This window comes from Nitrospiria bacterium (assembly GCA_035517655.1).
Lineage (GTDB): Bacteria > Nitrospirota > Nitrospiria > JACQBZ01 > JACQBZ01 > JACQBZ01.
Genome location: DATIYJ010000006.1, coordinates 44,543 through 63,613, shown reverse-complemented (window position 1 = coordinate 63,613; position 19,071 = coordinate 44,543). Strand labels below are relative to the sequence as shown.

At 55.4% G+C, this 19,071-nt stretch carries 16 protein-coding genes and 1 tRNA gene; all 17 read right to left on the bottom strand.

Annotation, left to right across the window (positions count from 1 at the left end):
• Window positions 1-741 (bottom strand): three-Cys-motif partner protein TcmP (locus VLY20_00655; protein HUK55152.1); only part of this gene is annotated, 741 nt, incomplete at its 3' end.
• A gap of 21 nt (window positions 742-762) precedes the next feature.
• Window positions 763-1,497: a hypothetical protein gene (locus VLY20_00650; GenBank protein HUK55151.1), complete on the bottom strand. Its 735-nt coding sequence runs from the start codon at window positions 1,495-1,497 to the stop codon at window positions 763-765.
• Between the two features lie 5 nt (window positions 1,498-1,502).
• Window positions 1,503-2,132, bottom strand: coding sequence for an ATP-binding protein (locus VLY20_00645; protein HUK55150.1), 630 nt, complete (start codon window positions 2,130-2,132; stop codon window positions 1,503-1,505).
• Between the two features lie 83 nt (window positions 2,133-2,215).
• Entirely contained in the window at window positions 2,216-2,866 is a 651-nt protein-coding gene (gene lexA, locus VLY20_00640; GenBank protein HUK55149.1) for a transcriptional repressor LexA, read from the bottom strand.
• Window positions 2,867-3,033: 167 nt separating this feature from the next.
• The gene (gene nagZ / locus VLY20_00635; protein ID HUK55148.1) at window positions 3,034-4,137 is read right to left on the bottom strand and encodes a beta-N-acetylhexosaminidase; all 1,104 of its coding nucleotides are present in this window, start codon (window positions 4,135-4,137) and stop codon (window positions 3,034-3,036) included.
• Entirely contained in the window at window positions 4,134-5,672 is a 1,539-nt protein-coding gene (locus VLY20_00630; protein ID HUK55147.1) for a leucyl aminopeptidase, read from the bottom strand. The genes nagZ and VLY20_00630 overlap by 4 nt, the downstream gene beginning before the upstream one ends.
• On the bottom strand, window positions 5,673-6,128 hold the full coding sequence (locus tag VLY20_00625; protein HUK55146.1) for a hypothetical protein: 456 nt from the start codon (window positions 6,126-6,128) through the stop codon (window positions 5,673-5,675). It abuts the gene before it with no gap.
• A complete protein-coding gene (locus tag VLY20_00620) occupies window positions 6,128-6,763 on the bottom strand; it encodes a radical SAM protein (GenBank protein HUK55145.1) in 636 nt (211 codons plus the stop codon). The genes VLY20_00625 and VLY20_00620 overlap by 1 nt, the downstream gene beginning before the upstream one ends.
• Before the next feature lie 204 nt (window positions 6,764-6,967).
• Entirely contained in the window at window positions 6,968-7,669 is a 702-nt protein-coding gene (locus VLY20_00615) for an HAD family hydrolase (protein ID HUK55144.1), read from the bottom strand.
• Window positions 7,647-8,273 (bottom strand): CDP-alcohol phosphatidyltransferase family protein, encoded by a 627-nt coding sequence (locus tag VLY20_00610; GenBank protein HUK55143.1) that lies wholly within the window; start codon window positions 8,271-8,273, stop codon window positions 7,647-7,649. Before VLY20_00610 ends, VLY20_00615 begins: the two co-directional genes overlap by 23 nt.
• A gap of 96 nt (window positions 8,274-8,369) precedes the next feature.
• Window positions 8,370-8,453 (bottom strand) — tRNA-Leu (locus VLY20_00605).
• A gap of 76 nt (window positions 8,454-8,529) precedes the next feature.
• The gene (locus VLY20_00600; GenBank protein ID HUK55142.1) at window positions 8,530-10,245 is read right to left on the bottom strand and encodes an EAL domain-containing protein; all 1,716 of its coding nucleotides are present in this window, start codon (window positions 10,243-10,245) and stop codon (window positions 8,530-8,532) included.
• Between the two features lie 151 nt (window positions 10,246-10,396).
• Complete coding sequence (locus VLY20_00595; protein HUK55141.1) at window positions 10,397-11,521, bottom strand: hybrid sensor histidine kinase/response regulator; 1,125 nt, start codon at window positions 11,519-11,521, stop codon at window positions 10,397-10,399.
• A gap of 234 nt (window positions 11,522-11,755) precedes the next feature.
• Window positions 11,756-13,528 carry a cache domain-containing protein gene (locus VLY20_00590; GenBank protein HUK55140.1) on the bottom strand — a complete coding sequence of 591 codons (1,773 nt, stop codon included), beginning with the start codon at window positions 13,526-13,528 and terminating at the stop codon, window positions 11,756-11,758.
• A complete protein-coding gene (locus tag VLY20_00585; protein HUK55139.1) occupies window positions 13,525-15,039 on the bottom strand; it encodes an ABC transporter substrate-binding protein in 1,515 nt (504 codons plus the stop codon). The genes VLY20_00590 and VLY20_00585 overlap by 4 nt, the downstream gene beginning before the upstream one ends.
• Before the next feature lie 293 nt (window positions 15,040-15,332).
• Window positions 15,333-16,682: a radical SAM protein gene (locus tag VLY20_00580; protein HUK55138.1), complete on the bottom strand. Its 1,350-nt coding sequence runs from the start codon at window positions 16,680-16,682 to the stop codon at window positions 15,333-15,335.
• Between the two features lie 426 nt (window positions 16,683-17,108).
• Window positions 17,109-19,067, bottom strand: coding sequence for a TonB-dependent receptor (locus VLY20_00575; protein ID HUK55137.1), 1,959 nt, complete (start codon window positions 19,065-19,067; stop codon window positions 17,109-17,111).
• Between the last annotated feature and the right edge of the window lie 4 nt (window positions 19,068-19,071).

Below are 19,071 nucleotides of genomic sequence, written 5' to 3'. Positions count from 1 at the left end.
GTTTGAGGCAAAGAAAAGGTAATATTGTATCCGATCGTGGATATCACGCATCTCAAAGTACCTAACAAACTTCGCTACCGTCTGGAGTTGTTTTTGGTATAGTACCCTTAGGTTAGCCACTCGGTCGCCGGGACCATTGGCAATCGTCAATGCTTCCTGTGTTCCGAAGACTTCAACAATGTGTTGACCAATCTCAGGATTCGGGTGCTCAAGCCAACGGTTTATCGCATCCACCATGAAAGTGATAAATGCCTCGCAACTTGGCTGCTTGAGAAATTGAGAGATCAAACCAAAAGGAATTCCGGAAAATCCAAAGGGATCAATAAAAGCAAAAGTTGGTGCAAGCTGTTTCCTTTTAGCCTTGAGTTGAGATAATACAGGTATAAACTTTTCATCAAAGCGCCCAATTTCAGGATGTACCTTGAAATGAGACGGCAATTGCATGGTTGAGAGTTCACTTTTTAGATGTTCAATACGGTCTGCGCGCTCGTCTATAAACCAGAAAAGAAGCTCACCCTTTAATGTCCGACGGTGGTTTTTGGCTACTTCCAAGGCAATGATAGGTGACCCTGGTTCACCGCCCTTATACCGGCCAGGGCCACAGAATCCGTCAACGTATAGTATCCGGTCTCTGTAGCTATTCAAAATAGGGAACCAAGCGCCTAAGTATCTACGGAGTATCTCGTGTTTTGCACGACCGTGAGGATCTAATTCCCAGATTGTTTCTTTTGGAACAGCCATAACTTTTTTATCAAAGTCATCTTAGATTCGGCGCTTCAGGAAATTTTCCTGATCGCTTCTGAGCAAATCGGGTCGTATATCTAACCATCCAAACCGTTCGAAGAACCAGTTTACTACCTCCAGAGATATTTCTGCACTGTTAGCGACCAATTCATTGCTTGGTCCAACCCAAGATCTTCCCAATTTATTCTCACTCGTAGCATAGTAACCGTGCCAAAAACGCTGTGCATCCATCGTAAGCACAAAGCCTCTAATGCCTTTCAACTCGATCGTGATCGTAATCGTGCCATGATAGATGGACTTTTGTGATAATCGAGCTGCAAATTCAAAAATTTCAGTGACCGTGTATATAAAATTAATAATGGAAATGAATCCAGGTACCTTTGACCAATCTATATCTTTCATTCTCCCCAGATGCTTTTTGGTGTCGGCCTCAAGTTTATTTCTCCATTCCTGTTCTGAAGCTTCTCTTACTGTAAAGAGATGTATAAACTGACCGCTTTGGTAAAGACGCCAATATTCTTTGTGACCCCAAAAATCTGACCAAGATGCCACCCAGTTCAAGCCTTGATCGCGCTCGATTTGCCTATTACTCAAGTGCGGATAGTCCCAGCCTCTTAGGCTTACCTTGGCCTTTTCGATTTGTTCAAAGCACTCTTTTAATGAAGGAATCAATTCCGGCTCGTATTTTTCAGGACGCAAATTAACTCGCCAATGAGGAGCATGAAGAATTTGATCCCGCAATGAAATTGTCATGGGATTTATAAACCTTCTAGTTCTCTGTCGAATTGCTCAGAAAAAGATGGAGAAGATACAAGACCTACTCGTCTCGACACTTCAAGAATACGTCGAGCCCGCTTTTCAGCCGCGAGTTCGAGCAAATCGTGCATCTGTGTTGCATTGGTGATTTTTGTTGTTCTCGCCATGCCAGGCGGCCGAACATAGACTGTTCCCTCGTATAGGTCTTCATCATCTGGTCCATTCTTCTTACAGACTAAAGGCGTGTCTTCAATCTCCCTTATTTGGATCACAAGAAAAATCTTCCCATTCCGGTACCGTACGGTCACAATGTCTAAATCAACGTGTGGGGACACATAGGCATTCGTTTTGCCGATGATATCATCTACGTCGTAAGTTAAAAGATGGTCAGGCGCAATACCTGTGAGGTCCCAAGTTTCGCTACGTTCGGAAGCGCCAATAACAATGATCCCTCCATCACGAAGATTTCCCATTCCCAATACAGTCTTGATAATCTTCCATTGCAGTACTTGCCAAGCTGCCGACTCCTTAAAGTCTACACCTTGTAATTCCTGACAACGATCAAGAGCAGAGAGTGCTCTCTCGTGTAGACTCTTGTGACCTGGCATCTCAGATGTTGGAATTGCTCCCATAGGCCCTATTCCAAAAGATAAGCGTTAGATTAGTTCTTAATTTAGGTTTAAATATAAAATGGTATCGGACAGCATTGTTTATATCAAGAGCCACTTATCCTCCGTAAAGTTGCGACTACCTTACCCAAGATACTTAAATCTACCTGTTTGGTAATTTTTATCGGTGACATCTTGTCGTTTTCAGGTTGTAAGAGGATCATTTTATTTTTGTGGTAAAATCTTTTTACCGTGGCTTCATCGCCGAGCAAAGCAACTACAATGTCCCCATTCTCTGCAGCGGACTGTTGGTGTGCAATCACGATATTGCCGTCATAAATGCCGGCCTTTATCATGCTATCGCCTTTGACATGAAGGGCAAACAGTTTTGTCGGACGATTAACAAGAGAACGGTCTATGGAAATCATCCCTTCAATGTTTTCTTCCGCCAGAATGGGTGACCCTGCGGCTACGCGACCGATCAATGGAACGAGGACGGTGGGAGGTGCCACGGGTTCCTTCTTGGCAACACCAACAAGTTCCAACCCTCTCCACTTGTTCGGGTTCCTGCGGATATAGCCCTTGCGGGCGATGGCCTTTACATGTTCCTGGACGGCGTTAGGGGATTTGAAGGAAAATTCTTTTTGGATTTCTAAAACGGTGGGTGGAAAACCTGACTTCTCGATATGGGTCTTAATGAACGCTAAGATTTCATCTTGACGTTCCGTTAATCCAACCTCTTTTGTCGAGGTAGGCAAGGGTGATCTCCATGTTTGCCACCCTTATACTGTAATTTCATACAGGTGTCAAGAGAAAAAGAAACTTCAGTAAAAAAAGAACATAAAAAAGAAAAGAATCAGACTTGTCTCATTGACTTTTTGGATTGCATATTGCTTCGCCGTGCAGTGGAACAGACAAGCAGCGTTCAGCCCGCCTTCACAGCCACCGGGGCCTCGGATCTTTCCTTGATTTCCTCGAGAAGGTGTTTGTTGGAAGAGGAGCCTACGATCTCCTTGACCTGCGCGAGATCGGACGGCTGATAGGGGAGGATGTACTTTTCCTTCATCTGAAGGATTCGGAGCAGCGACTGCTCGATACGGGCCTCGCTGATCCGTTTTTGTCTGACGGCCCGGGCCACGGCCTCCAGCGCTTTCAACGGGTCCTCTTCGTCGTTGCAGATCAGAAGGAGGTCCACGCCGGCCTCGATCGCCTTGACGGCCGCTTCGCCCGGTCCGTGCGTCTGCGAGATCGCCTTCATCTGCAGATCGTCCGTGATCACGACGCCCTTGAACCCCATGCTCTCGCGGAGCAGCCCGGTCACGATCCGTTTGGACAAGGTGGCCGGCTCGTCGGGATCCAACTGGGGATAGAGCACGTGGGCCGTCATGATCGAGGCCAGGCCGTTCGGGATGACGTGGAGAAAGGGCCGCAGCTCCACTTCGCGCAGCCGCCGGAGGCCGTGCGAAACGCGGGGCAGCTCCTTGTGTGAATCGGCGCCGGTGTCCCCGTGCCCCGGAAAGTGTTTTCCGCAGGCGATCACGTTGTTGTCCTGAAAACCCGCGATCATCGTCAGCCCCAGCGTGCTGACCAATGTGGGGCTGTCGCCGAACGCGCGGTCGCCGATGATCGGGTTGGAGGGGTTGGTATGGACGTCCAGAACCGGGGCCAAGTTCATATTGATCCCGACCGACCGCAGCTCCCGGGCCGTCGCCTCGGCAACGCGATAGACCAGTTCCGTCGAGCGGCAGGCGGCCAGCTGAGCGCCGCCGGGAAAAAGCGTGAAGCCTTTCGGGAGCCTTGAGACGCGCCCGCCTTCCTGATCGATCGAAATCAACAGGGGCATCCGGGGCGATTGCGACTGGAGGGCGTTGCACAGTTTGGCGGTTTGGGACGGCGACTGGAGGTTCCGGGCGAACAGAATCACCCCGCCGATCTGAAACTCCGTGATCAGCCGGACGACGGCTTTGGAGGGACCGACGCCGTTGAAACCCACCATGAAGAGCTGGCCGATCTTTTCCTTGAGTGTCATGCCTTCTCCCGCGTGGCATCGGTCAGCCATTGGATCAGAAGCCGCACCCCCACGCCCGTGGCGCCTTTGGGCGCGTAGGGGCGGGGATCGTCATTCCAAGAGGTGCCGGCGATGTCGAGATGGGCCCAGGGAATATCACCCACGAATTTCTGGAGGAAGGCCGCCGCGGTGATGGCGCCGGCGCCGCGCCCGCCCACATTTTTCATGTCCGCCACGTCGCTCTTGATCTGTTCCTGATACTCCTCCCACAACGGCAGCTCCCAGAGCCGCTCGCCGCAGCGTTCTCCGGCCCGTTTAAGACGTTCGATCAATTTCGGGTTCGTTCCCATCACTCCCGTCGCGCGGTTTCCCAGCGCCACCACGCAGGCGCCGGTGAGGGTCGCCAGATCGACAATGGCGGACGGCTTGTAGCGCGCGGCGTAGGCGAGGGCGTCGGCCAGAATCATCCGCCCCTCCGCGTCGGTATTGATCACCTCGATCGTCTTCCCGGACATGGCGCGCACCACGTCGCCGGGCTTGACCGCCGTTCCGGAAGGCATGTTCTCGGTCGCGGGGAGAAGGCCCACGATCGACACGGGAAGTTTGAGTTGAGCCAGGGCCTTCATCGTTCCCAGCACGGTGGCCCCGCCGGACATATCGGTTTTCATCTGCTCCATTTTTTCGGCCGGCTTGATCGAGATGCCGCCGGAATCGAACGTGATGGATTTGCCGACGATCGCCACCGGCGCCTCTTTCTTCTTCCCGCCGTGATACTCCAGGATGATGAACTTGGGCGGCTCCTGACTCCCTTTCGCAACGCCGAGGAAGGCGCCCATGCCCAGCGATTCGGCCTCGTCCTTCTCGATCACCCGGCAGGTCAGCCCGAATTCCTTTGCGATCGCTCTCGCCTCCTCGGCCAGCCGGGAGGGAGTCACCACGTTGGAAGGATGGTTGCACAGGTCTCGGACGAAATTGGTCGCGTCGGCCAGGATCTGCCCCGTGCGGCTCCCGCCGGCCACCTCCGCAATCTTCCCCTCGGCCCGATCCACCAGGGTAATTTGTTGCACCTCTTTGATCTCCGAACGTTTTTCGGTCCGGTAGGCGGTAAATTGATAGAGACCCAGCAGGCATCCCTCCACGATGGCTTGGGCCGATTCAAAGGTCGAGATTTTGTTCTGTCCGTGCCCGTGAAGGGGCGTTGAAAAGGACTTGATCCCGCTGTCGCGAAGTTGCCGGCTGGCCGTGCCCATCGCCTGACGGATTTTCTCGGTACCGACCTCTTTTTTCTTTCCCAGTCCGACGAGCAAAACCCGTTGGGCCGGGAGCTCGCCCCGAAGATGAAGCAGCAGCACTTGGTTGAGCTTTCCGGTGAATTCGCCGGCGGCGATCAATCCCCTGATCTGCCCCCCCAGCGCCCGGTCCACGGCCGCGGTTTCTTCCGAAAGAGATTTTTCGCCTTCAAAATGGCTCAGGACAATCGCCTCGGCCGCCTCTTCCTCCATCTTGCCCTTCTTGATCTTGATGTCCATTTCGTCTTGAACTCCTTTCACGGTCATCTACAATCGACGGACATCCTCGACGGCCGTCGTCACCACAAAGACCTTCGTATTGTTCCCCTCCGGATCGGCCGGGAATACAAAGAACCCCTTGAGATCCGGATCGGCCGATGCCAGAAACCCGTCCTTCCAGGGAAACTCGCCCTCGACGAACCCGCACAGTATCTCGCCGTCCTTAAACCGCACCATAACCCTTTTTCCCTTCCCCTCGGCTACGCCGAAATACCGCTTCTTCTTGTACTGTTTGTTGCCGGCCAGGGACCGCACGTAGTATATCGCCTTCAGGTCGGAAACCCTTACCTCGATCGGCGATTGGGCCGGTTCCGATTCGATCTGGAGATGGACCGTCTCGGCCGTGGGGGTAAAACCGATGATCAAACCCTTCAGCAGTTTCCCCGCCCGCACATGAAGCACCGCCTGATCTCCGGACAAATTGGATTCGGTCGGTTTTTCCATCAGACGCCCCGAGCCTCCGGATGCCAGATATATTTGTGGATCTGCAGCTGGAGACGGACCGGCCGGCCGTCTTCAAGGATCCAGTCGGCCAGCTGCCGGGGATCCAGGGCGCCGAACACCGGCGAAAAGAGAACGACGCGTTGGCTCAGAACGGGGTATTGATCCAAGATCTCCAGGGCCCAGTCGTAATCGGCGCGATCCTTGATGACGAACTTGACCTGATCGAGCGATCGGAGCGCCTGGATGTTATCCCAGCGCATGGCGCCCGACATGCCGCTCGCGGGGCATTTGATATCCATAATGACGATCGCCCTCGGATCAACGGCCCGGATGTCGAGGCTTCCGCTGGTTTCGATCAGCACCGTGTAGCCGCCGTCCAGCAGCCGGGTCACCAACAACGGGGCCTCCTTCTGCAGCAGCGGTTCTCCCCCGGTCAACTCCACCAGCCGGCAGGCCGACGTCTCGACCCGGGACAGGATGGCCTCCAGGGTCATCTCCAGGCCTTCATAGAAGGCGTGCGGCGTATCACACCACTCGCAACGAAGGTTGCAGCCCGTGGTTCGGATAAAAAGGCAGGGTTGTCCGACATACGTCGATTCGCCCTGGATGCTTTTATATATTTCGTTGATCTTCATGGCCGACAGATTGATCGCGCACCGGCTCGGACTCCGCTTTTATATTATATATTATAATATTCAAAGGCGGCGGGATTTTTTGGGGCCGGCCTTCCATCCGACGGTTCATTATGCCAAGCGACCCGTTGCAAATCAAGGGGAAAAGTTCCCTTGGAAACCGCAGCCCGACGCCCGCGCGGGGATGGCGGGGGCCGGGGACCCCATTTACCAATTCAAAACGGGCCAACCGCGGACGGCCGCCAACCGTTTCATCGACCGGCCGGGATTAACGACATGCGGGTAGCCCACCGCCTCAAAAATGGGGACATCCGCGGAGCTGTCCGCATACGCGTGGGATTGATCCAGTCGAACGGTTTCCATCTCGGCCCACGTTTCCAACAGCCGGCGCTTGGCCTCACCGTAGGGGTGAGGCGGAATCAACCGGCCGGTCCATCGTCCGCCTCTCTCCTCCAGCCGCGAGCCGATGACGGAATCGATGCCGAGTTTGTCCGCCAGCGGGCGGATCAAAAACTCCGGACAACCCGTCAGCAACAGAAGGCGGTGTCCCTGCCGACGGTGATCCTCCAATACGGCCAGGGCCTTCGGCGACACGACCGGACGGATCTCGTCCAAAACAAAGGCACCCGCCAATTCCTCCATGGCCCGGACGGAACGGCCGGCCAGATAGCATTTGTTCGTCTTAAGACGGATCGTTAACGGGCCCCGGCTATCGATCAGGAGACTTCGGATCGTTCGGAGGAAGTCCGGAAGCCGGAGCCAGCCGCGGTTCCAGAGAAACCGTATAAATATCCGTTCAACCGATGTTCGGGGAACCAGTGTGTAGTCAAGGTCCAGAATGACCGATACGGGGGACTTCCCGGACGCGACGGAGGGGCGAACATCCTTACTTCGCTTCGGTTCGGACATAGCGTCGGCCTTCGATCAGAACCGGTATCCCGCGCGCCAGACAGCATGCGACGGTGAAGTAGACAAGCCCCATCCCGAACTTGTACGCCCACGGAAGCCCGTTTTCCATCCCGCCAAGATCCAGTCCGACCGCCTGGGCCCGGATCAGGGCCATGTACAAAAGGAGATATCCGAAGGTGACGGCTTTCGCCGCGGCATAAACCGCGCGGGAGGCGCGCGAGGCCACCACCCGGCGGCCGATCCCGGAGCGCAGCATCGTCCCGAAAGCCGTCTCGCCGCGGGTCCGGGCGATCGACCGGACCGCATCCGTCGCCAGCCCCCGGACCATCACCGTGATCGGGATCCAAACGGGGATCAGCCCGATATGGGCGAAGACGATCCAAAGCGCGTTCTCAACAACCCGGTCCGCGAAAATGTCCATCACCGCGCCGGTCTCATCGGCCCGTCCGGTCCGTCGCGCGATCATCCCGTCCAGGCCGTCCAGCAGAACAACGACGAGGACGACTCCGAACGCAATCAGTTCACCCAAAACCGTGTCGGTATAAATAAATCCGATCGCGATAAAGAGCAGGGCAACTCGGAGAAGTGTGATGCGGTTGGCCATGAAGAAACTTGGGCAGGGTTGGCGTTACGGGCCGAAAAACAACCGACGATTTGCCATTCACGATTCACCGGAAAATTTCCCGCGCGGAAAATTTTCTGGTGCCGAAGGGGGGAGTTGAACCCCCACGGGTTTCCCCACACGCCCCTCAAACGTGCGCGTCTGCCATTCCGCCACTTCGGCTCCCGATGTTTGTAGAAATGGTATTATAGAAAGCCGAGGGGCCCTTGTCAATTAGAGGAAGGGGGTCCCGGGCATCTCAGGCTTGCTTCGATCCCCAGGGCGATTCGTCCAGCCATCGGTTTAGCTCGGCCAAGGGGAGTGGCCGGCTCATGTAATAACCCTGAGCCGCGTCGCAACCCAGTTCAATCAGTCGTTGATAGGTCTCCTTGTTTTCCACGCCCTCCGCCACCACCTTGATGCCCATGTTGTGACCGAGCTCAATGGTCGAGCGCACGATCACTAAATCGTTGGGGTCGCTCGCCATGTTGATGACAAAGGATTTATCGATTTTGATGGCGTCCACCGGCAGTTTTCGGAGATAGGCCAACGAGGAATACCCGGTGCCGAAGTCGTCAATCGAAAACCGGACGCCCATCTCGTAGACTTTGAAAAGGATTTCCAGGGCCTGTCCCGGATCGGCCATGATCGCGCTCTCCGTAATCTCCAGTTCGAGGCGTTCCGGTGAGCCGCCGTGAAGCCGCAGCCATTCCGCAAGCTGGACCGGAAGCCTTGAATCATGGAGGCTTCGGGTCGATAAATTGACCGATACCGTGAGCGGGATCTGCGCGTCCCGCCAGGCTCGATCATCGTTCAGCGCCGTCGTGATGACCCACTGAGTCAGCGGACCGATCAACCCCGTTTGCTCCGCCGGGCCGATGAATTGCTCGGGAGGAATTAATCCATATTCCGGATGCCGCCAGCGAACCAGCCCCTCCAAGCCGATCACCCGACCCGTGGTCAGACTGACCTTCGGTTGGTAGTGCAGGAATAATTGGTTCCGCTCGATCCCCTTGCGCAAGGCCCCCATCAAGGCCAGCCGGCGGGGACTGTGCTGATCCAGTTCCGCGGCATAAAGGGTATATCCGCTGCCGGTGCGTTTGGCCTCGTACATGGCCACATCGGCCCGCTGAAAGAGCGTCTCGGCGTCCGCGCCGTGATCGGGGTAGAGCGCGATGCCGATGCTGGTTTCAACCGCGATGGGCAGCTTCTCGATCATGAAGGGGTCTTCCAGGGCTTTCAGGATTTTTTGGACCACCACCGTGATGTGTTCAGCCGCCGCCAGCCTCGGAAGCATCACGGCAAACTCGTCTCCGCCGAGACGCGAAACGATGTCCGGCTCAAACAGCACGCGCTTTAAGCGCGATCCGACCTGGTAGAGAAGGTTGTCGCCGTGATCATGTCCCAGGGTATCGTTAATCTCCTTGAATCGGTCCAGGTCCATGAGGATCAGCGCCACCGCGTGTTTGGCCTGCCGCCCGTCGACAATGGCCCGTTGCAGATGCTCCAGAAGCAGAATCCGGTTGGGAAAGGCGGTCAGCGGGTCGTAATACGCCAAGTACTTTATGGTTCGCGCCGCTTGCTCCCGTTCCCTTCTGACCCTGACCTCGCGCAACTCCCGTTCAATAACGAGGCCCAGTCGGGAGAGATCGTTCTTTAAGATGTAATCCTGGGCCCCGCTTTTCATGGCGGCGACGGCCATATCTTCTGCGATCTTCCCGGACACGATGATGAACGGGAGGTCCAGCCCGCTTTTTTTAACGAGCGCCAAGGCATCGGGCGCGCTGAACTTCGGCAGGTCGTAGTCGCAAAGGACGATGTCCCAGGCCTGATCTAAAAGAACCTTGGCCATCGCGGCGTGTGTGTCCACTCGTTTGACGATCGGATCGTAACCGGCCTGGTTCAGTTTGCGGATCACCAATAAAGCGTCCGCTTCCGAATCCTCAACCATCAATACGCGCAGCGGTCTACCCATAATCTTCCATGCTCCAAGACTCGTCGACCGGTATTTTGGCGTACGGCGGGCATAGCTTACCATAGACCTTGCGTTTTGTAAAAACGGATGGATCGCCGGGAGAACGGCGCCATGGGAGAAACCGCAGGCGAGGGTGCCGCGCCGATTTAAATCAAACAAGAGGGGGATTCAAGGGAAGCGTCATCCAGATGCGACTTTCCTGCCCGGACCGGTTTTCAACTCCAAGCTCCCCGCGGTGCCGTTCGGCGATCGATCGGGCGATCGTCAGGCCGAGGGGGCCCGTTTCTCCATCGGAGATTCCCCGGCCCGACGGCTCCGGAGGAACACCGGAACCCGTGCAGGCCATCTCAATCCGGGCCTCATGCCCCAGGGGCAAGATCCGGATGGTGACGGTCCCGCCCGCGGCCGTGAAGCGGTGGGCGTTCGACAAGAGATAGCCGAAGGCCAGGAACAAATCACGCCGGCTCCCCTCAAGCATCAGCCGGTCTTTCGTGGGAGACTTGAACACCAGGCGCACTCCTTTTTTATCCAGACGGCGGCGGAATTTTTCAACCGCCTCCCGGAGGACTTGAGTGAGGCCGACTTTCTCGAAAGCAGAACGCGTGCGGGAAACGCCCTCGAGTCCGTCCGCCAGATCCAGGAGATCATTCACGTGTCGGATAATCTCCCGCAGATAAGCGCCGGACACCGAGGGAGCCAACCGGCCCAGCTTCTGCTCCAGCAGAGAGCAAAATCCGGCGATGACCGTCACGGGGGTGCGAAGCTCGCTCAGCACCTTGGCGACAAACCGGTTCTTGAACTGTTGGATCTCTTCATGGCGTTTTTCCTGTTCATCCCGGACCGTAAGCGCCCTGCGAATGCGCGACCGAAGTTCCTTCAGGCGATAGGGCTTCACCACGCAATCCACGGCGTCTAAACCCGAACCGGTCAGGATCTCTTCCACCCGGCTCACGGAGGTCAGAAAAATTAAAGGCGTCGGCCGGGTCGTCGAATGACTGTTTAGCCGTTTCCAGGATTGAACGCCGTCCATGGAAAGGATCGGCAGATCGACAAGGATGAGGTCGGGATGCACGGCCGCCGAAAGGTTCAGGCCTTCGACGTCGCTTTCCGCCGCGATCACATCGTAATGCGCCGCCTGGAGTTCTTTTCTCAGCAGGGACCGGGTGTCGGGGTAATCGGCGATGACAAGAATTTTGGGCGGAGAGGCGCGGTGATCTTGGTGAATCATCGGAGGGACAGCCGGGGCGGTATGGACATCGTCTCGAACCTTAAACATTTCCCTTGATCCGACCGGCCCGATGGTTTTTTTATTCGTCTTCATGTTAGAGCGATCGTTTTGCTGCTAACCGGATTCCGCAGGTCCCGCTGCATCCGAAAACAGCCCCGGCGCCCGCTGTCCTGCCACCAGAAACATATCCGATCGGAATGCTTCTGAAGACGTTGGGCGCCGGGGATGCCGATAAAAGACAAGCAAACCTCGTGCCAACGGATGCCTTAGATCCAATCGATCTCAGGGATTGGGGAAGCGCAGGATAAACGTGGTTCCATAACTGGGGCGGTTTTGAACATGAATGGCGGCCCTGTGCTCGTCCACAATTTTTTTACAGATCGCCAAGCCGAGACCCAGCCCTTTGCGTTTGGTGGTGATAAAGTCTTCAAACAAATTGTCCAGCCGGTCCGGAGGAATACCGCCGCCGGTATCCGAAACCGAAATCTCGGTTAGGTTCGGCGGGGCCGGCCGGGCCGAAATATCCAGCCGGCCTCCATTCGGCATCGCCTCAAGGGCGTTGGCGACCAAATTCTTCAAGATGCGTTCGAGAGCAAACCGATCCGCCCAGACCGTTAGCTCCGGCGGATGGACATCGGCCGAAACCCGGACTTTTCCGTCGACCAAGGGCTCCAAAGACCCTTCACCGAATTTTTGAATCACGCAGCGGGGATCGATTCGAAGGGACCCGAGGAAATCCTCGAAAAAATTATAAAGGTTGACGCTGACGGGTTGGATCGGGGTGGGGCGGCTTAAGTGCAGGAGATTCTCCAAAAAGCGGTCCAAATTTCCAAGCTCCCGTTTTACGACGCCCTGATAGACGTCACGCACCTTGGGATCTTCATATTTTTGAATCATAAGGCGGCTGCTGTTTTCCAGGTTTTTAATCGGATGTTGAAGATCATGCACCAGCCCGCCCGCGATGCGTCCCAGCAAGACGGCCCGCTCGTTGCGCCGGATATTCTCTTCCAACGTTGACAGGCGGTCCGTCATGGCATTAAACGCTTCCCCGAGCTCCAGAAACTCATCCCCCGTCAAGATTTTGACCTTTTTAGCTAAATTTCCGCCGCCCACTTCGCGTATGCCTCGGATCAGCTCCCGGATCGGCGCGACGACGGATCGTCTTCCTCCGACCATACCGATCAGGATCATCAGCAGAAGGAATATCAGCACAAGAAGGGTCAACTGACCGGTCAGCCGCGTCGAGGCGGCGTAGGCCTCTCGGGTCGGCTGCTCGATTACCAACCCCCAACCCAGACTCTCGACGGGAGCGGAGACGCCGATCTGTTCAAAGCCTCCCTGGTCGTTGTAGATGAAGGACCGCCTTTCTCCCTTCAAAGCCGCCTCGACGACCGCGAGAGGGCCTGCACGCTCCTGGCGAAAAACCCGCTCTTTGGCCGAGTTGAGCCCATGGGCGATCAGCAGGCCTTCCTTCGACACCACAAACGCATGCCCATCCTGCCCGATCCGAATGCTGTCCACCAATTTCCACATCTCAATCAGATTCAGCTGCCCCACGACGGCGCCCTGAACTTCACCCAACACCTTCAAGGGAATGGCAAGAGTCATGCTCGGCTCGAAGTTCCGCGAAATAAACACTCCGGACCGGTAGACCCGCCCGGCCAGTGCGGCCTGGATCGACGCCATCTCCGGTTGGTCTTCTCGGGTCAAATCCAGCCGGCTGGTCACCAGCAGCCGGCCGGTCTCATCCACCAGATCAATCGACCGGAACCGCTCAAACTGGAGAGTATAATTCCTGACCATCCGTTCCTTTTGCCAGTTCTTGAGATCCGTCTTGGCCAGGTTCTGAACCAGGGCTTCCAAGATGGACTGGCTGTTGTTGACGTACTGTTCGATCTGGCGGGCGGCGCGGTCGGCCACCTGAAGGTTTTCCTCGGCCACGATTTGTCGTGCCGTCTCGCGGGCCGTCCAGACGGCGATCATCCCGAAAAGGGTCATCGGGACCAGCGCGGAAAGGACCAACAGCAGGATCAGTTTCGTGGAGACCTTGTTCATTGTTTCCTGGCGCTACTCGGGCTTTCAGATTCCGGATGTCGCTGCTCCGCCTTCGGGACGTACCATTCCTGAATATTCTCAAAAGGGCTCACCGAGCTTATTTTCACCCCTTTGAAGCGCTTCTGAATTCCGACGAGATAATTTGTCCAATACAGAAAAATCCCGGGGGGGTCCTTGAGGATTTCTTCTTGGAAATTAAAATATATCGCCTTTCTTCTTTCCTGGTCAAATTCGGATCTCCCTTCTTCCAATAGTTTGTCGACCGTTTTGTTATGATAGGACGTTACGTTAAACCCGCCTTGAATCTGGGAAGAGTGCCAGAACTTGTAACTACTATCGGGATCGCCGCCGGCTCGTGTCTCGGGAAAAACGGCCTGAAACTGCTTCTTAAAATAGAACCCGATATCGGCCGCGTCAAAAAAATTCAGCCTCGCCTTGATTCCAATGTCCAGAAGCTGCTGTTGGATGAGAAGGAACGTTTTCTTTTTCGCGTCGTCTCCGGCGTTGACCTGCACCGTAAATTCAAACGGTCGTCCGTCTTTATCAAGAAAATGATCGCCGTCATGATCCCGCCAGCCGGCTTCCGCGAGAAGAGCGAGGGCTTTCTTGGGATCGTAGGGATAAGGTGCGATGTTTGGATTGTAAGCCCATGAACCGGGAAAGATCGTCCCGGCGGCGATCCGGCCTTGGCCCTCCAAGACCTTCGCCACGATCTCCTCCTTATTGACGGCGTAATTCAAAGCCTGCCGGACACGCCGATCCGCAAAAAGACGATCCTCCATATTAAGGGCCACAAGATAATAATACGGCATGGGAACCGAGTAGAAACGAACGTTTGGAACCTGCTTTGTAATTTCATAGTCACCGGCGCTGAGATAGTCAAAAAAGTCGACTTCCCCGGCCATCAACTTGGCCCAGATGGCTTCACGATCGGGGTACGCGATCGCGCGGATTTTATCGAGGTAGGGTCTGCCCAAAAAATAAGACTCATTGGCTTCCAGAACGATCTCTTGATCGGACCATGATTTGACCTTGAACGGCCCGGTGCCGACGGGATGAAGGTTGAATGAAGTATTTTCGATCTCCTTTCCTTCCAGCAGGTGTTTTGGCAGAATCGGCACATCCAGCGATTGGAGAAAGGAGGCGAGGGGGGTCTTTGACGTGATTTGAACCGTATAGTGATCGACGACATGAACCTCTTGCATATCCTGAGAATTAAAGGAGGTCGGAGCGATTGAAAACCGCTTCATTTTTTCAAACGTGAAGGCCACGTCGTCGGCCGTCAGTTCCACGCCGTCATGGAATTTTACCCCCGGCCTCAAATGGAAGGTCCAGGTCCGGCCATCGACCGGCCGTTCCCAGGATTCCGCCAACTGCGGTTTGGGCTCGAAGCGGTCGTCAAGTTTTATCAAACCGTCGAAGACGATGTCGATTAAGCGGGCCGACAGTGTCGTGGTCGTCAGCAGGGGATTCAGGAAGGCAAACTTTTCAGTGTCGGGAACAACGAGCATATCGCCCGTCGCTTTTTCATCGGTTGCCGATGTGGATTGACACGAGACAGACGCGACGATAAACACAAGAATGGGGATGAAAAGGAACCGTCTGATCTCCCGAGGCATGACACTAGATTAGGCAGGACCTCAAGAGAAGTCAACAACGATAAGAAAGGGATCGCAGATCCGCAATCCCCATCCTAAAGACCCGTGGACCTCAGCGTATAAACACGGGGCATGACGGTGGCGCTGATCGGGTCTTCCGTTCCCCCTTCTTGACGATCTTCATCTTCATGGCCTCACCTCCTCCTTCAATCCATCGTATTTTGCTCATTAAAATACTCTTTCTTGACCAACTCGAGGGCCACATTTTCGAAATAGTTTTTTTCACACGCGATCTTTCTGAAATCCCCCGACTGGGTGACGGAGCTGCCACGGCAGCCGCCGCCGCAGATCGGACGGTAAGCACAGGGCTGGCAGAAGGGATCGCGCCAGAGGTCGACCGTCATAAACTGGGTGTTCCGGTGATTGGTCTCCGGCTCACGAACATCTCCGATCATAAACTCCTTTCGCCCCACCAGCGCCGGGCATTTATAGATGCTTCCCCACGGATCGATCGTGTAGGTGTGTTCCCGGGTGGCGCAGCAGGGACCGATCGCGACATGGTCGGTCGTTTTGAAGCCCCTTTTACCGACTTCGTCATGCAACCATGCGATATCGGAAACCTTGATATCCGAAAAGGTGCAGGCATGGCCGGAGTCCATCGCATTGTTCAAGACGGGCAGCCGGTTGGTCGCTGCAAGAATCGGCTTAAACGTGATGTCCAGGATGTCGTCGGGGGTGAAGCCGAGCTTGACCAACAGATCCAGCAGGCGGGGAATGCTGTCTTTTGTGGTTTCGTCAAAATTGCCCCCGATCGAAATGGGCGCCTTGCCCTTGAGGGCGAGAAGATTCTTGAGGATGACTTGAAAAGACCCCTTACCGTTTTTGTGGCGGCGCTTGGAATCGTGGGCCGTTTCATCTCCGTCGAGAGTCACCTTAACCCGCTTAAGGCCCAACGGGATCAGATCGTTGATGATTGCTTCGGTGAGAAGAACCCCGTTCGTGATGATGCTGATCCGGTGTTCGATTCCCCGTTCGCGGGCTAAATTATATAGTGAGCGGCTCAAGAATCGGGCAGCCTCTGGATTCAAGAGCGGCTCACCGCCGAAGAGGGTCAGGTGGAGACTCCGCGGACGAACCCTGTCGAGTGTCCGGCCAACCCAGGACGCCACACGCGAACAGGTCTCCACCCTCATAAACCCCTTCAGATCGATACCGTTTTCAAAACAATACGTGCACCCCAAGTTGCAGGCCGAGGTGGTCAGGATGATCAGGTCCAAAACGGCGTTGTCGAACTTCAGCCTCTGGAACCAGTACTCTAGCTCGCGGTCTTCATCCACCGCTTCATCCACCATGACCCCGAGTTCGCGAAGCACCTCCAGGTTGTTTCGCTCGGGCTCGGATAAGACACTCAAATCGGTCAGGCCTTCCGCCTTTTCCATCACATTCTTGAGCGGCTCATTGATCACCACCCGTGAATCGGAGAAGGTGTTAAAGACCAGATACTCACCCGACGCGGGGAAATTTGGAATCAGGACATTGAACTTGGAAAGCTTCATTGTCGATCCCGCCTCTTGTGCTCTTACAGAACCCGCTTACGGTTAAGAGCAAGACGCGTGCCTTAATTCGACAGGCCGACTTTCTGCTTCCGTGTATCGAATCATTTCTCCGGCCTCCGCCGGCTCAATTACATCACCTGAAAAACAACCGGATCGTTGGGATGGCATGGTTTTCAACGGGATGGGATTCAGACGAAGGATGATCCCGATCGGGATGTCGATGGTATTCGGATTATAAAAATTTCAGGAAAGCGACGGAATCATTGCCGGGGTTCTTATTGGAAGACACGACGCAAAACTCATCCGAACCGGTCCCAAATCCCTTCGTAAATTTATAAAAACCGCTTCTGTATATGGATTTGTGTCCTTGGCGACAAAAAACTGTCCGGACGGGACAAGATTCCATCTAATCGGAATGGTTATTTTCTACAATGCGGCCGTCAGGCCCGCCAAATAATTGATGCCGGGGGCCGGGAAACCCGGGACTTCCTGATATTTCTGGTCGAAAAGATTTTTGAGTTTGACGAAAAATCGGGTTTCATGAACCCCCCAGTAACTCCGGAAGAGATGGTAGGCGGCCGACAGGTCCACGCGCGTGTAACCCGGGCATCGACCCTGGAGCAGAGAGCCGTCCGGCAGTATAAAATCGGCCGAAATCGCCTGGCTTGATGCCATATTGATATCGAGATGGGCGACGAAGTTGGCCGTGGGCGCGTAAAGAAGGCCGATGTTTCCTATCTGTCTCGGACGAAAGGGAAGTTCCTCGTCCGTTGTCCTGTCTTTCGCGTCAAGATACGTGTAATTCGCCTTGGCCGTCAGGGTTGAAAGAAGCCGGACCTCGAGGCTTGATTCGACACCCTGCGTGCGGGCCTCCCCGATGTTGACGATGGTGGTCGGGCCGATCTGAATCAGATCCCGATAGTCAATCCTGAAATAGGCCGCATCCAGAAGCATCGTCTCACCGAAGACCTTCTGTTGAACACCGGCCTCCCAGCTCCGGCTTTTCTCCGGCTGGAGGTCCGGGTTTCCAACGGCGGGGAAGAACAACTCCTGGATGGTCGGGGCCCGAAATCCTGTGCCCCAGCTGGCCCTCAGTTTCGTCCCCGTGTTTTGAAAATCATACGCGGAAGAAACCTTGGGATTCGTCACGGTCCCGAAGCTTTGGTTGTCGTCCGTTCTCACCCCGGCTTGAAGGACGAATTGTTTTCCCCATTTGAACAAGTTCTGTAAATAATACCCCGTGTTGTCTCTGGATTGATTGACCGGAAGGGCCGTACCGAAATACTTGATTTCACTGTCCACTTCATCTCGTTGCCGGTCGAACCCGAATGAAAGCGTATCAGTGTCGCTCACCAGAACATTTTGCTGGAGGTCGACAATAACGGTGCGCGTATCGGTGTTTTCAAAATAATCGTCGGAATTTCCAGACGAGGGATCGGGCGGATTGTCCCAGTTTAACTTTGTGTCCACCGCCGCCACTTTCCAGGACAGCTCAAACCGTGGCGCGAGCCGGTCTTCATATTGGAGGGTATTGAAAAAGAATCGCTTCCGGATCTCATCGTTTTGGTCGAAAAACACCTGAACCGCGTCGGCCGTAACAGGAACCACATCGATCGCCAGTTCTTTGCTGTCGCTCTGGAGCCGCGAGATGAACTGAAGCCGACCGTTCTCGCGCACGGGAACCCCCACCTGTCCCGTAAAGGACGACGCCCCGAAACGGTCCCGATCGAACTGACCCTCGGTGTCGGTGCGCGCAAAGGTCAGCGCATAATCCATTTGAGATCGCTTCTCGCTCATCGAAACAGCTTCGCGAAACGTTCCTTCGTTCCCGACCTCTTGCGTGAAGGAGGATTCCGGCGGTCCTTGCGCCCCCTGGGTTTTTAGATTGACGACACCGCCCATCGCATCGGAGCCGTACAGAGCCGACTGGGCGCCTCGAACAACCTCGATCTGCCCGATCTGATCCATCATCAGGCCGCCCAAATACAGATCAAAGTCACCCCGAAAAGGTGAATTCAAACGTATGCCGTCCAGCATAATCAACGTTTGATTGGGGTTTGATCCGCGGAGGGTCAGCGCGGCCGATTCCCCCATCGTGCCCGACTCTTGAAGGCTCACGCCCGGGAGATCCCGCAAAACCTCCGGCGCGGACACGGGGTTCTGGGCCCCGATCTCGGGCCCGGACAACACCGTGACGGAACCCGACGATTCATCCGCCGGCTCCTCCAGACGGCTCGGTGTCGTGGCCGTCACGCCGAGTTGAATTTCGGGCCCGGCCGCGTTTTCGTCGGCCGAAACCGGAAGACCGGTCAGCGCGGACAGGATCAACCCGATGAGAAGGACAATGACCTTGCCGGAAGCAGAAAAGGGCGGATAAGGATTCACGGCG

Bases quoted from the DNA above. Each gene is read 5' to 3' on its own strand.
- VLY20_00650 (HUK55151.1), bottom strand. From the start codon at position 1,497: ATGACAATTTCATTGCGGGATCAAATTCTTCATGCTCCTCATTGGCGA.
- VLY20_00645 (HUK55150.1), bottom strand. From the start codon at position 2,132: ATGGGAGCAATTCCAACATCTGAGATGCCAGGTCACAAGAGTCTACAC.
- nagZ (HUK55148.1), bottom strand. From the start codon at position 4,137: ATGACACTCAAGGAAAAGATCGGCCAGCTCTTCATGGTGGGTTTCAAC.
- VLY20_00630 (HUK55147.1), bottom strand. From the start codon at position 5,672: ATGACCGTGAAAGGAGTTCAAGACGAAATGGACATCAAGATCAAGAAG.
- VLY20_00625 (HUK55146.1), bottom strand. From the start codon at position 6,128: ATGGAAAAACCGACCGAATCCAATTTGTCCGGAGATCAGGCGGTGCTT.
- VLY20_00620 (HUK55145.1), bottom strand. From the start codon at position 6,763: ATGAAGATCAACGAAATATATAAAAGCATCCAGGGCGAATCGACGTAT.
- VLY20_00615 (HUK55144.1), bottom strand. From the start codon at position 7,669: ATGTCCGAACCGAAGCGAAGTAAGGATGTTCGCCCCTCCGTCGCGTCC.
- VLY20_00610 (HUK55143.1), bottom strand. From the start codon at position 8,273: ATGGCCAACCGCATCACACTTCTCCGAGTTGCCCTGCTCTTTATCGCG.
- VLY20_00600 (HUK55142.1), bottom strand. From the start codon at position 10,245: ATGGGTAGACCGCTGCGCGTATTGATGGTTGAGGATTCGGAAGCGGAC.
- VLY20_00595 (HUK55141.1), bottom strand. From the start codon at position 11,521: ATGTTTAAGGTTCGAGACGATGTCCATACCGCCCCGGCTGTCCCTCCG.
- VLY20_00590 (HUK55140.1), bottom strand. From the start codon at position 13,528: ATGAACAAGGTCTCCACGAAACTGATCCTGCTGTTGGTCCTTTCCGCG.
- VLY20_00585 (HUK55139.1), bottom strand. From the start codon at position 15,039: ATGCTCGTTGTTCCCGACACTGAAAAGTTTGCCTTCCTGAATCCCCTG.
- VLY20_00580 (HUK55138.1), bottom strand. From the start codon at position 16,682: ATGAAGCTTTCCAAGTTCAATGTCCTGATTCCAAATTTCCCCGCGTCG.